This window comes from Allobosea sp. 2KB_26 (genome assembly GCF_052115715.1).
Classification (GTDB): Bacteria; Pseudomonadota; Alphaproteobacteria; order Rhizobiales; family Beijerinckiaceae; genus Allobosea.
Genome location: NZ_JBFRHE010000007.1, coordinates 82624 through 95814, shown reverse-complemented (window position 1 = coordinate 95814; position 13191 = coordinate 82624). Strand labels below are relative to the sequence as shown.

At 63.9% G+C, this 13191-nt stretch carries 11 protein-coding genes; 7 read left to right on the top strand and 4 right to left on the bottom strand.

Features of this window, described 5'->3' with window-relative positions; genetic code table 11:
* Positions 1-24: 24 nt before the first annotated feature.
* Positions 25-324: a hypothetical protein gene (locus AB4099_RS19585; RefSeq protein WP_113515792.1), complete on the top strand. Its 300-nt coding sequence runs from the start codon at positions 25-27 to the stop codon at positions 322-324.
* Positions 325-404: 80 nt separating this feature from the next.
* On the opposite strand, the gene gyrA is transcribed toward AB4099_RS19585, so the two are convergent.
* Positions 405-3119 carry a DNA gyrase subunit A gene (gyrA, locus tag AB4099_RS19580; protein WP_113515946.1) on the bottom strand — a complete coding sequence of 905 codons (2715 nt, stop codon included), beginning with the start codon at positions 3117-3119 and terminating at the stop codon, positions 405-407.
* A gap of 356 nt (positions 3120-3475) precedes the next feature.
* Here gyrA and AB4099_RS19575 point away from each other — a divergent pair, with 356 nt between their 5' ends.
* Complete coding sequence (locus AB4099_RS19575; RefSeq protein ID WP_113515791.1) at positions 3476-4108, top strand: MarC family protein; 633 nt, start codon at positions 3476-3478, stop codon at positions 4106-4108.
* 122 nt (positions 4109-4230) lie between these two features.
* Here AB4099_RS19575 and AB4099_RS19570 read toward each other — a convergent pair whose 3' ends face one another.
* The gene (locus AB4099_RS19570) at positions 4231-5409 is read right to left on the bottom strand and encodes an E22 family MetX-like putative esterase (protein ID WP_441479277.1); all 1179 of its coding nucleotides are present in this window, start codon (positions 5407-5409) and stop codon (positions 4231-4233) included.
* Between the two features lie 90 nt (positions 5410-5499).
* Positions 5500-6615, bottom strand: coding sequence for a M20 family metallopeptidase (locus AB4099_RS19565; protein WP_113515789.1), 1116 nt, complete (start codon positions 6613-6615; stop codon positions 5500-5502).
* 167 nt (positions 6616-6782) lie between these two features.
* On the opposite strand from AB4099_RS19565, the gene AB4099_RS19560 reads away from it, so the two are divergent.
* The 3 genes from AB4099_RS19560 (at position 6783) to AB4099_RS19550 (ending at position 8209) form a co-directional block, all read left to right on the top strand.
* Complete coding sequence (locus AB4099_RS19560) at positions 6783-7175, top strand: ArsR/SmtB family transcription factor (protein ID WP_113515788.1); 393 nt, start codon at positions 6783-6785, stop codon at positions 7173-7175.
* Between the two features lie 2 nt (positions 7176-7177).
* On the top strand, positions 7178-7672 hold the full coding sequence (locus AB4099_RS19555; RefSeq protein ID WP_441479276.1) for an SRPBCC family protein: 495 nt from the start codon (positions 7178-7180) through the stop codon (positions 7670-7672).
* 102 nt (positions 7673-7774) lie between these two features.
* Complete coding sequence (locus AB4099_RS19550; protein ID WP_113515944.1) at positions 7775-8209, top strand: VOC family protein; 435 nt, start codon at positions 7775-7777, stop codon at positions 8207-8209.
* 194 nt (positions 8210-8403) lie between these two features.
* Here AB4099_RS19550 and ssb read toward each other — a convergent pair whose 3' ends face one another.
* Positions 8404-8940, bottom strand: a complete 537-nt coding sequence (gene ssb, locus AB4099_RS19545; protein WP_113515943.1) for a single-stranded DNA-binding protein — start codon at positions 8938-8940, stop codon at positions 8404-8406.
* Positions 8941-9336: 396 nt separating this feature from the next.
* On the opposite strand from ssb, the gene uvrA reads away from it, so the two are divergent.
* Positions 9337-12258, top strand: a complete 2922-nt coding sequence (gene uvrA, locus AB4099_RS19540; protein ID WP_441479435.1) for an excinuclease ABC subunit UvrA — start codon at positions 9337-9339, stop codon at positions 12256-12258.
* A gap of 421 nt (positions 12259-12679) precedes the next feature.
* Complete coding sequence (locus tag AB4099_RS19535; protein WP_113515787.1) at positions 12680-13177, top strand: invasion associated locus B family protein; 498 nt, start codon at positions 12680-12682, stop codon at positions 13175-13177.
* Positions 13178-13191: the final 14 nt, after the last annotated feature.

The window sequence follows — 13191 nt, the reverse complement described above, 5'->3', positions numbered from 1 at the left end:
TGCAATCAGCGCGGAAACCACGCCATGCGTGCACCAACGGGATCGATCGTCGGGCTCTGTTCCGCCTCCGCCACCATGTTTGCAATGGGGATGGCGTTCCTCGGCTATTGGGGCGTGCATGAGCCGGTGCCATGGCGGCGGCTCGATATCGTCATCGTCACCCTGGCCTTTGCCGGCTTTGCCTCACTGGGCTCGGTCACCTGGATCGCAACCACACCCGTAGCAGCAGACAGCGACGAGAAGGTCGTACCCGCCCGGCGGGCCTTCGCCCTGGGCGTGTTTGCGATCTGGCTGTCGGTTCTTGTCGCGGTCCTGGCGGCATGACGTCGAGAATGTTCGACATCATGCCTCAGTCGTTCCACAGCCCAAGCTTCAGGTCATTTCAAACCTGAAACAGGCCGGTCTCAGCCTTCCTGAGCAGGCTCGTCCCCAGGCGCTGGGCCTTCGTCCTCTGCCTCGTCGTCACCTGCATCACCAATGCATTCGACCGAGACGACCTTCTCGCCGGCAGCGGTGTTGAACACCGTGACACCCTGGGTCGAGCGGCCGGCGATGCGGATGCGGTTATCAGGCCCCTTGTCAACCGGCACGCGAATTACTTGCCCGCCATCGGTCACGAGCATGATCTGGTCCGTGTCGACCGCAGGGAAGGAGGCGATCAGCTTGCCATTGCGTTCGTTCACAACCATGGCGACGATGCCCTTGCCGCCGCGTCCGGTGACCCGGTACTCGAAGGACGAGGTGCGCTTGCCATAGCCCTTCTCGGACACCGTCAGGATGAACTGCTCCGCAGCACCCATCTCGGCATATTTCTCCTGGCCGAGTTCGATGTCGCTGGCGGCTTCCTCGCCCTCGCCTGCCTGAATCGGCTCGGCGGTGTCGTCGCCTTCGCCGTTCAGTGCCTTGCGGGCAGCGGCAGCGCGCTTGAGATAGGCGGCGCGCTCATCCGGCGTCGCATCGAGATGATGCAGGATGGCGAGCGAGATCACCTCGTCGCCATCGGCGAGGTTGATGCCGCGTACGCCGGTCGAGTCGCGCCCCTTGAAGACGCGCACTTCCGGCACGGCGAAACGGATGCACTGGCCTGCTGCCGTGGTCAGCAGCACGTCGTCATGCTCCGAGCAGATCTGGACGTCGACGATGGAGTCTCCCTCGTCGAGCTTCATCGCGATCTTGCCGTTGCGATTGACCTGCACGAAGTCGGAGAGCTTGTTGCGGCGGACATTGCCTGTCCGCGTCGCGAACATGACGTCGAGCCGCTCCCAGCTCTCCTCATCCTCCGGCAGCGGCATCACCGTGGTGATGCGCTCATCCTTCTCCAGCGGCAGCATGTTGTTGAGGAACTTGCCGCGTGCATTCGGCGCCGCCAGCGGCAATCGCCAGACCTTCTCCTTGTAGGCTTGGCCGCGCGAGGAGAAGAAGATGATCGGCGTGTGGGTGTCGGCAACGAAGAGCCGGGTGACGAAATCCTCGTCCCGGGTCGACATACCCGAACGGCCCTTGCCGCCACGCTTCTGCGCCCGATAGGTCGAGAGCGGCACGCGCTTGATGTAACCGGCATGGGACACGGTCACCACCATGTCCTCGCGCGCGATCAGGTCCTCGTCGTCGAGATCGGAACCCCAGTCCTGGATCACCGTGCGGCGCGGCGTGGCGAAGGCAGCCTTCACCTCGGTGAGTTCGGTCTTGATGATCGACTGGATGCGGGCGCGCGAGCGTAGGATCTCGAGATAATCCGCGATCTCGGTTGCGAGCTTGGAGAGTTCTTCGCCGATCTCGTCGCGGCCGAGGGCGGTCAGGCGGGCAAGGCGCAATTCGAGGATCGCCTTGGCCTGCGCATCGGACAGGCGATAGGTGCCGTCCGGGTTGAGCGGATGACGCGGATCGTCGACCAGTGCGATCAGCGGCGCGATATCCTCGGCCGGCCAGTTACGATCCATCAGCGAGGCGTGCGCGGCGGCCGGGGTCGGCGCGGTGCGGATCAGCCGGATGACCTCGTCGATATTGGCGACGGCCGTGGCAAGGCCGCAGAGAACATGGGCCCGTTCGCGCGCCTTGTTGAGCAGGTAGCGCGTGCGCCGGGAGACGACTTCCTCGCGGAACTCGATAAAGGCCGAGATGAAGTCCTTGAGGTTCAACACCTCCGGCCGACCACCGTTGAGTGCGACCATGTTGGCGCCGAACGAGGTCTGCAGCGGCGTATAGCGGTAGAGCTGGTTCAGCACGACATCGGCCATGGCGTCGCGCTTGACCTCGATGACGACGCGCACGCCCTCGCGGCTGGATTCGTCACGCAGGTCGGAAATGCCTTCGATCCGCTTCTCGCGGACCAGATCGGCAATCTTTTCAACCATCGAAGCCTTGTTCACCTGATAGGGAACCTCGGTGACGATGATCGCCTCGCGCTCCTTGCGCAGCTCCTCGATATGCGTCTTCGACCGCATCACGATCGAGCCACGACCGGTGTGATAGGCGGAGTGGATGCCGCTCTTGCCCATGATCGAGGCGCCGGTCGGGAAGTCCGGACCAGGCACGATCTCGATCAGGTCGTCGATCGAGAGCTCGGGATCGTCGATCAGCGCGATGCAGGCATCGATCACCTCGCCGAGATTATGCGGCGGAATATTGGTCGCCATACCGACCGCGATGCCACCGGCACCATTGACGAGCAGGTTCGGATAACGCGCCGGCAGAACCCGCGGTTCATGCTCCTTGCCGTCATAGTTCGGCTGGAAATCGACCGTGTCGAGGTCGAGATCCTCGAGCAGCGGCATCGCCGCCTTGTCGAGCCTGGCCTCGGTATAACGATCGGCCGCCGCGGAATCGCCATCCATCGAGCCGAAATTGCCCTGGCCGTCGATCAAGGGCAGGCGCAGCGAGAAATCCTGCGCCATGCGGACCAGCGCGTCATAGACTGCCATGTTGCCGTGCGGATGGTACTTACCCATCGTATCGCCGACGATGCGGGCGCATTTGGTATAGGGCCGGTCCGGCAGGTTCTTGTTCTCGTGCATCGAGAACAGGATGCGCCGGTGCACCGGCTTCAGGCCGTCGCGGACGTCGGGAAGAGCGCGGCTAACGATCACGCTCATGGCGTAATCGAGATAGCTCTTCTTCATCTCGTCAGTGATGGCGATCGGCTTGATGTCGCCGCCGAAATGCGCGTCTTCGGGCTGGCCGCCGCGCGTGCCGTTGTCGTCTTCGCTCAAGGGATGAGGTCCCGTTTTCTACGATTTTTCAAGCTTCTGGCTATCCGATTCCGCCTCGCGAAGCCAGCAAAAGACGAATCTCTCCAGAGAAATTAAAACCGTTCTTTGTCAACGCGTTACGAGTCGTTTTTGACTCACTTTCCGAGCCCTCCCACATTGCCGCCATGTTTGACCGGCGCGAGCGCGTGGCGGAGCCGGAAAACCGCTCCTCAAATTTCGCGTCCGCGCCTAGTGACGCGGGGTCGGCGGCATGCCTAAGCTCCGCGATGTTCCTGGAATATCTCACCTCCGCCCTGGTCACGCTGCTGGTCACACTCGATCCGCCGGGGCTCGCCCCGATCTTCCTGTCCCTGACGCGCGGCATGTCGGCCGACGAGCGCAAGCAGGTCGCGGTGCGCGCCTGCATCATCGCCTTCGGCATCATGGCCTTCTTTGGACTTGCGGGCGATATCGTGCTGAAGGCGCTCGGCGTTTCGCTGCCGGCCTTCCGGATCGCGGGCGGGCTGCTGCTGTTCTGGATCTCGTTCGAGATGGTGTTCGAGCGCCGCAACGAGCGCAAGCAGGCGACGGCCGAGACCGCGATCACGCAGGATCACATCCGCAACGTTGCCGCCTTCCCGCTCGCCATCCCGCTGATGGCAGGTCCTGGCTCGCTGACCGCGATGATGCTGCTCGCAGGCCGCGCCAATGGCGATCTCGCTATGCTCGGCTCGCTGGCGGTCATCTGCGGGCTGGTGATCCTCTCCTGCCTCGTGACCTTCTTCATGGCGACGCCGATCGCGCGCCTCCTCGGCGTCACCGGCAATGTCGTACTGACCCGCCTGCTCGGCGTGATCCTCGCCGCCCTCGCCGTGCAGTTCGTCATCGACGGCGTACGCGCCGTAATCGGAGGCGGCTAGAACGCTGCGGCCTTGCACAGGGCACCCTGGCGAGACTCCCCCGGCCATCGGCGCATGCGCCGCTCATCATCGTTCAAAGCCTCATGCCCGGCAGAAAGCCGCACATGAGGCGCTGATGCGCCTCACTTCTCCAGGAAGGCCCGGATCGCTCCCTCGGCCTGCTTCATCGAGATGACGCCATCGAGATGCCCACGCGAGCCCTGGATGGTGATATGGGAGATGTCGACGCCGCCCTGCTTCATGCCATCGACCGTGCTGGCGATCGTATCCGCGGTGAAGACCAGATCCTTCGGTTGCGTGATCAGCAGCACCGGCGCCTTGATCTTCGACGCGCCATTGGCGAGCGAGGTTCCGCCAGCGGCAAAAAGCTGATTGGCCTTCACGAGATAGAGGAAATGGTTCGCATCTGACAGCTTGGCGCGTGCCTCCCCGGCATTGTCGAGAATGCTCTGGACCTGGAACCTGTTTCCGAGCGCTTTGGCGGGGTCCTCGCCTTCCTTGGCGGGCCGGCGTCCGAAGGTGCTATTGGTCCAGTCACGGTGGTTCGCCTGCAGCGTCACCACTGCCAGGGCCTTGGCGAGACCGGCATTGGGCGGGGTCCCACCGTAATAGTCACCCTTGTTCCAGTTGGGGTCGACCAGGATCGGCGCCGCCCAGACATCGAGCCAGGCGATGAGCTGCGCATCGGCTTCGGCCGCACCGATCACCGGCATCGCCTTGGCGACCATCTCCGGATGGCTTGCTGCCCATTCCCAGGTCTGGAGCGCGCCCATGGATGGGCCGGCGACCAGCGCCAGCTTCCTGATGCCCAGGCTCTCGACCAGTGCCTTCTGGACATTGACGAAGTCGCCAACCGTGACGATCGGGAAATCGAGCGCATAGGGCTTCCCGGTATCGGGATTGAGCGAGGCCGGCCCGGTGGTCGTTGTCTTCGGGTCGCCGGTGTTGAGATTCACCAGCGTATCGGAGGACAGGACGAAGTACTTATTGGTGTCGATCGCCTTGCCCGGGCCGATAATCGCATCCCAGTAGCCTGGTGCGGCATCCTTTGCGTCATACTTGCCGGCGGCATGTGAATTACCGGAGAAGAAATGGCAGATCAGGATCGCATTCGACTTGTCGGCATTCAGCGTGCCGTAGCTCTCCCAGCCGACCTTGACGTTCTTGACTATGCGCCCGCCCTGCGTCGTGAAGCTCGGCAGCTCGAACACCTTCTTCTCGACCATCAGCTCCTGTGCCGCTGCCATTCCCGCCACCACCATGCAAGCAGCGCCAAGGGCGCCCGCGATCCAGTTCTTCATGCCGCTTCCCTTCCCAAGGACAGCCGTCATGCGGCCTTGGGAAGCATCAGAGCGGATTTCGGGCAGAAGCGGAAGCGGGAAGCCGAGCGCTCAGACCGTCTCAAGAAGCCCCTTGATCAGGGCGCGACGCGGTGAGATCGAGGAGATCAGGGCGTATTCCTCGAGCGTGTGGGCGCCATTGCCGTCGATGCCGAGACCATCCAGCGTCGGCACGCCAAGCGCCGCCGTAAAATTGCCGTCGGAGCCACCACCGGTCATCGGGCAATCCTGCAGGTCGAAACCGACCTTCGCCGCAACGCCGCGTGCCGTCTCGAACAACTGCGCGACCGTGCTCGACTTCTCATAGGGCGGCCGGTTCATGCCGCCCGTCACCGTGATCTTCACATCGGGATCGCGGGGGGTGAGCCCAAGGATGCGGTTCTCCATCATCTGACCGTCGGCAAGCGTGGTGACGCGCACATCGACGCTGAACCAGGCATGCTGCGGAATCACGTTCGCCGCCGTGCCGCCGCCGATCAAGGCGACCGACGTGGTGATGCCACGCGCGTAATCCGTCATGCCCTCGATGGCGAGGATCTGGTGCGCCGCCTCGCGGATGGCGCTGCGTCCGTCCGCATGGCGCGAGCCTGAATGCGCCGGGCGACCTTCCAGCCTGACGTCGAAACGGCCGACACCCTTGCGGGCCGTGACGATGCGGCCGCCTTCGCGCGCCGGCTCGGTGACCAGCACCGCCGCCGACTGCCGCCCGATATCCTCGATCACCGAACGGGTCGTCGGGGAGCCGATCTCCTCGTCCGGAGTGAACAGGAAGATCATCGGCCGTTTGGCCGAGCCCGCCTTGGCCACATCCTTGAAAGCTTGCAAGGCGAGCCAGGCACCGCCCTTCATGTCATAGACGCCCGGACCATAGAGCCTGTCGCCCTCGATCCGGACCGGCAAATCCCGAGCACTCGTCCCGACCGGGTGGACCGTGTCGAGATGCGACATGACCGAAACTGCCTTCTCGCCATTAGCGAGCCCGGCCCTGAGGATCACGCTGTCGCCGAGCCCGTCGCGCCCGGGCAGACGCTCGACCGCGATCGGCAGGCCTTCGACCTCCTTGGCGACGAGGTCCATCATGCCGTTCACGCCAGGAGCGTGATGGGTGGGGCTTTCCAGCGCGATCCAGACGGACAGGGCTGAGGCGGCGGGATCTGTGTTGCTCATGAGCGCTGCACATACGCCCGTTGCCCTGTTGCGCACAAGGATTTCACGCGCCGGGGCCGCGATGCCTGGTTCGCATGACGGACCTATCGGAAGGCCCGCACCTGGTCCTTGACAACCGCGTCATCCAAGAAAATAACATATCAGTTATATAACTAATTGGTAATATAATGACGCCGTCTAGCCGACTCGACACCACTTTCGCCGCTCTCGCCGATCCGACCCGGCGGGCGATCCTGGCACGTCTCGCCCTTGGCGAGGCCTCGGTGACCGAGCTGGCGCAGCCCTTTGCGATGAGCCAGCCAGCCATCTCCAAGCATCTCAAGATGCTGGAACGCGCTGGACTGATTTCGCGCGGACGGGACGCGCAACGCCGCCCCTGCCGGCTCGAGCCTCAAGCTCTCGCCGACGCAAATGGCTGGCTCGAAGGCTATCGCCAGTTCTGGGAGACGACCTTTCAGCGCCTCGACCTCCTTCTCGACGAGATGAAGGCCGAGACTGGGCAATCCGCCATGAATCCCAAAGGCATGAACCCCAGAGGCAAGAACCCAAAAGGAGAGTGACGATGATGACGACCGCCGACCTGTCCGTCTCGACGCCCAGTGACCGCGAGGTCCTGATGACCCGCCTCTTCGACGCACCGCGCGAGCTGGTCTTCGAGGCCATGAGCCGGCCAGAGCTGCTGAAACGGTGGCTGAGCGGCCCTCCAGGCTGGTCACTGCAACATTGCGAAGTCGACCTACGGGTCGGCGGCAATTTCCGCCATGTCTGGCACGGACCGGACGGCGCTGTGATGGGGATGGGCGGCATCTACCGCGAGATCGCGCGCCCTGAGCGTATCGTCCGGACCGAACTGTTCGACCAGGACTGGACCGGCGGAGAGGCCATAGCGACGCTGGTTCTGACGGAGCAGGCGGGCAAGACCGAACTCGCGCTGACCGTACTCTATTCCTCGCGCGAGGCCCGCGACGGCGCGCTCAAGAGCGGCATGAAGGAAGGCGTCGCCGCAAGCTACGGGAAGCTCGACACCCTGTTCGCTGAAAGGCAGCAGGCCGCCTGAGCCATTCCACCTGAGCCGTTTCACCGATCAGTTCCGGAAGCCCTGCACTCGCAGCATTCGGGCGACCGCCCCATGCCCCGCAAGCAAGAGGAGGAGACGACCATGCAGAAGATCACCCCGTTCCTGTGGTTCGATGGCCAGGCTGAGGAGGCGGCAAAATTCTACACCTCCATCTTCAAGAATTCGAAGCTCGGCGGCGTCTCGCCCATGGCCGCATCCTTCGAACTCGAAGGCCTGCAGTTCACGGCGCTCAATGGCGGCCCACGCTTCAAATTCACGGAAGCGATCTCGCTCTATGTGAACTGCGAAACCCAGGACGAGGTCGATTACTACTGGGACAGGCTCGGCGACGGGGGACAGATCCAGCAATGCGGCTGGCTGAAGGACAGGTTCGGCATCTCCTGGCAGGTCATCCCGTCAGTGCTGCCCAAGCTGTTGAGCAGCCCCGAACAGGAGAAGGCCGGCCGTGCCATGCAGGCGATGATGCAGATGCAGAAGATCGACATCGCCGCGCTGCAGAAGGCCTATGACGGCTGACCAAACCCGAAAGAGCGCAATCTCGCACCGAGATTGGCGATCTTCGCCAACGAGCGCCGTTTACTTCACCTGCAATGATAGACGGCCCCGCCCCGTCCTTCAGCGACCAACAAAAAAGCCGCTCCGAACGGTCTGGAGCGGCCTTCTGATCCTGGGGAGATTGCGATCCGCAAAGCGGTTCGCCCTCGCCTGCCCTAGAACGGGATATCGTCGTCGAGATGAGTGCTCGACGAACGTCCGCCACCACCGCTGGACATGGCCGGCTGGCGCGAGCCGCCACCGCCGCCCATCGGGCTCGAACGCCCGAAGGAGCCGCCGCCGCCCGAACGGTCTTCGACCGAACCACCGCCCTCACCATACTCGTCAGAGCCACCCTGCCCGCGGCTGTCGAGAATGGTGAGTTCGCCACGGAAGCGCTGCAGAACGATCTCGGTCGTGTACTTCTCGACGCCGGACTGATCCTGCCACTTGCGCGTCTGGAGCTGGCCCTCGATGTAAACCTTCGAGCCCTTCTTCAGATACTGCTCCGCGACCTTGGCGAGATTCTCGTTGAAGATCACCACCGAGTGCCACTCGGTCTTTTCCTTGCGCTCGCCGGACTGCTTGTCGCGCCAGGTCTCGGACGTGGCGATGCGCAGATTGACGACCGGCTCGCCGCTGCCGAGCCGGCGCACCTCGGGGTCGCGCCCGAGATTACCGACCAGAATGACCTTGTTGACGCTACCAGCCATGAGAGGCTCCATTTCCTGCGCACATCTGCAAATCCGATCGACGACCGGAGCCGGACCCTAGCGCCCGCAGACGTCACTATCAACAATGTTCTTGCTTTGTTCAAGTCCGTTTTGCAGAGTTGTCCCCTGTCTTCATCAGGATTCGCGAGGCGGCCGCCGGAGGTCGGACGAGCCTCGGCGGACGGCGGCACCGTTCGCCGAACCGGATGCCCTACTCCTGACGCGAATTGTCAGGAGAAAGACAGCAGCCTATCCCGCTGCGTGATATTCATGCCTGCCAGACCGCCGTGAGGCTGGCATGGCCGGCCATTTGCCCTATCTCTACGCCTTACCCGAACGGACGCCCCGATGGCCCGCAAGACCTCCTTGGCTGAACAAGCCGCCACGCTTGAGGACATGTTCGACCGCAACCGCGCGGCCGATCCGAATGCACGCGTGATTTCCGTGCGCGGCGCGCGCGAGCACAATCTCAAGAATGTCGACCTGGCGATCCCGCGCGACAAGCTCGTGGTCTTCACCGGGCTTTCGGGCTCCGGCAAATCCTCACTCGCTTTCGACACGATCTATGCCGAGGGCCAGCGCCGCTATGTCGAGTCTCTCTCGGCCTATGCCCGCCAGTTCCTCGAGATGATGCAGAAGCCCGATGTCGACCAGATCGACGGGCTCTCGCCGGCGATCTCGATCGAGCAGAAGACGACCTCGAAGAACCCGCGCTCGACGGTCGGCACCGTCACCGAGATCCACGACTACATGCGCCTGCTCTGGGCACGTGCCGGCATCCCCTACTCGCCGGCGACGGGGCTGCCGATCGAGAGCCAGACCGTCAGCCAGATGGTCGACCGGCTGCTGGAGCTGCCGGAGAAGACGCGCGGCTATCTGCTGGCGCCCGTGGTGCGCGGTCGCAAGGGCGAATACCGCAAGGAACTGGCCGACTGGCTGAAGCGCGGCTTCCAGCGCGTCAAGATCGACGGCCAGTTCTACGAGATCCCGGACGCTCCCGCCCTCGACAAGAAGTTCAAGCACGACATCGACGTGGTGGTCGACCGCATCGTCATACGCCCCGACCTCGCGGCGCGCCTGTCCGACTCGCTGGAACAGGCCCTGGAGCTTGCGGAGGGCATCGCGGTCTTCGAGTATGCCGATGAGAAGGAGGAGAGCGGCGAGGCTAGGCGCATCACTTTCTCCTCGAAATTCGCCTGCCCGGTCTCCGGCTTCACCATCCCCGAGATCGAGCCCAGGCTCTTTTCGTTCAACAACCCGTTCGGCGCCTGTCCGACCTGCGATGGTCTCGGCCACGAGATGCGCATCGATGCCAATCTGATCGTGCCGGACGATTCCGTCTCGCTGAAGAAGGGGGCTATCGCGCCCTGGGCCAAGTCGACGTCTCCCTATTACGGCCAGACGCTGGAGGCGCTCGCCAAGCATTTCGGCTTCTCGATGACGAAGCCCTGGTCCGAGCTTCCGAAGCAGGCGCACGATGCCATCCTGTTCGGCACCGGCACCGAGCCGGTGCGCTTCGCCTATAATGACGGCCTGCGCGCCTATGAGGTGAAGAAGCCGTTCGAGGGCGTAATCACCAATATGGAACGGCGCTGGAAGGAGACGGAATCCGACTGGGCACGCGAGGAAATCGGCCGGTTCATGTCGGAGACGCCCTGCGCCGCCTGCAAAGGCTTTCGTCTCAAGCCCGAGGCGCTGGCGGTGAAGATCGCGGGCAGCCATATCGGCGAGATTTCCCGCCTCTCGGTTCGCGATGCGCTGGCCTGGGTCTCCGATCTGCCGCGCCATCTGACCCCGAAGCAGACCGAGATCGCGACGCGCATCCTCAAGGAGATCCGCGACCGCCTGACCTTCCTGCTTGATGTCGGGCTGGAATATCTGACGCTGGCGCGCGGCTCCGGCACACTCTCGGGCGGCGAGAGCCAGCGCATTCGTCTCGCCTCGCAGATCGGCTCAGGCCTCACAGGCGTTCTCTATGTGCTGGACGAGCCCTCGATCGGTCTGCATCAACGCGACAATGAGCGCCTGCTCGGGACGCTGCGGCGCCTGCGCGACCTCGGCAATACCGTGATCGTCGTCGAGCATGACGAGGACGCGATCCTGACCGCCGACTACGTCGTCGATGTCGGTCCCGGAGCCGGCATCCATGGTGGCGAAATCGTCTCGAAGGGCACGCCGGAGCAGATCCTGGCCGACCCGAACTCGCTGACCGGCCGCTACCTGACCGGTGAACTCTCGGTGCCAGTGCCGGCCAAACGCCGCAAGCCACAGAAGGGTCGATCGCTCAAGATCGTCGGCGCCAGGGGCAACAACCTCAAGGATGTCTCGGTCGAGATCCCGCTCGGGCTCTTCACCTGCATCACCGGCGTCTCCGGCGGCGGCAAGTCGACGCTGGTCATCGACACGCTCTACAAGGCCGTCGCCCGCAAGCTCAACGGCTCGATCGAGCATCCGGCCCAGCATGACCGCATCGAGGGCATGGAGCATCTCGACAAGGTCATCGACATCGACCAGTCGCCGATCGGCCGCACCCCGCGCTCCAACCCTGCAACCTATACCGGCGCCTTCACGCCGATGCGCGAATGGTTCGCCGGCCTGCCCGAGGCGAAGGCGCGCGGCTATCAGCCGGGGCGTTTCTCCTTCAACGTCAAGGGCGGACGCTGCGAGGCCTGCCAGGGCGACGGCGTCATCAAGATCGAGATGCACTTCCTCCCCGACGTCTACGTCACTTGCGACGTCTGCAAGGGCAAGCGTTACGACCGCGAAACGCTTGAGGTGAAATACCGCGAGCGCTCGATCGCGGATGTGCTCGACATGACCGTCGAGGAGGCGAAGGACCTGTTCAAGGCCGTGCCCTCGATCCGCGACAAGATGGAGACGCTGTCGCGTGTCGGGCTCGGCTATGTCCATGTCGGCCAGCAGGCAACGACGCTGTCTGGTGGCGAAGCCCAGCGCGTGAAACTGTCGAAGGAACTCTCGAAGCGCGCCACCGGCCGCACGCTCTACATCCTGGACGAGCCGACGACCGGACTGCATTTCCACGATGTCGCCAAGCTGATGGAAGTGCTGCATGAGCTGGTCGAGCAGGGCAATACGGTCGTGGTGATCGAGCACAATCTTGAGGTCATCAAGACCTCCGACTGGATCATCGATATGGGTCCGGAAGGCGGCGATGGCGGCGGCGAGGTCGTAGCTCAGGGCACGCCCGAAGACGTCGTCAAGGTCAGCCGCAGCCATACCGCCCGGTTCCTCAAGGAGGTGCTGGAGCGCCGGCCGCTGAAGAAACCGGCCAAGGCACCCGCACAAGCGGCGGAATAGGCGTCGTGAGGGCACCAGTTGGCGCCCTCGGTGCGCGCGAGACAGCGCGACCGGCTATGCGCCCGCCGGCGATGTCCCGTCGTTCCGATCACCGGACGCGGATGTGGTCCCTCCACTCTGCAAATGGTCCGCGGGACGTTCGCCCCGAAGGCTGAAGCACTTGAGACGCGCCGCCAAGTCTCACAGTCGGTGGAGACTTGGCTAGGCTGCGACGGCGAGTTCGCCGCCCCCCTCCCGCCCCGACGGAAGCAAACCGACCACGCTCCCCGCAGCGCGCCGCCCCGTTCATCCTCTCCTGCCGCGCCGGAGGCGGCGGCCGCGTGCCACTGCGCCGCAGGGTCGCACGCGCTTTCCGTCGCCTTGTTTACGCCTCGTTAGGCTTCAGGTTCCATCCCTTGCGAACTCAAAAGGAGATGAAGCAATGATGAGACTGGCGATCCCGGCGACCTTCGTATTCCTCGCGGCTTCGACCGGAGCAATGGCGAATCCGGCCAAGCCGCTCGGTCAGTTCAAGAACTGGAACGCCTCATCCTATGCGAGCGGGAATAGCCAACGTTGCTATATCTCCAGCAACCCGATCTCCGAAAAACCTGCAGAACTTCGCCATGGGGACGTGTATTTCTTCGTCCAGAGCGGTGAGAGCGCTGGCCGCACGGAGTCGAGCTTCCAGACGGGTTACGACTTCGCCAAGGATTCGACCGTCCAAGTCACGATCGGCGAGGAGCGTTTCCGCATGCTGACCGCCGGCCGCAATGCCTGGCTCCAGCGCGTCGAACGCGAAGGCGAACTGCTGGCAGCGATGAAGGCCGGCGACGAGATGGTGCTCGAGGCGCGCTCGGCCCGCGGCAACGAAACCAGCTACACCTTCTCGCTGGACGGCGTGACCGCCGCCTCGCGGCAGCTGCAGCAATGCAGCTGATGGCGGCAGCCGGC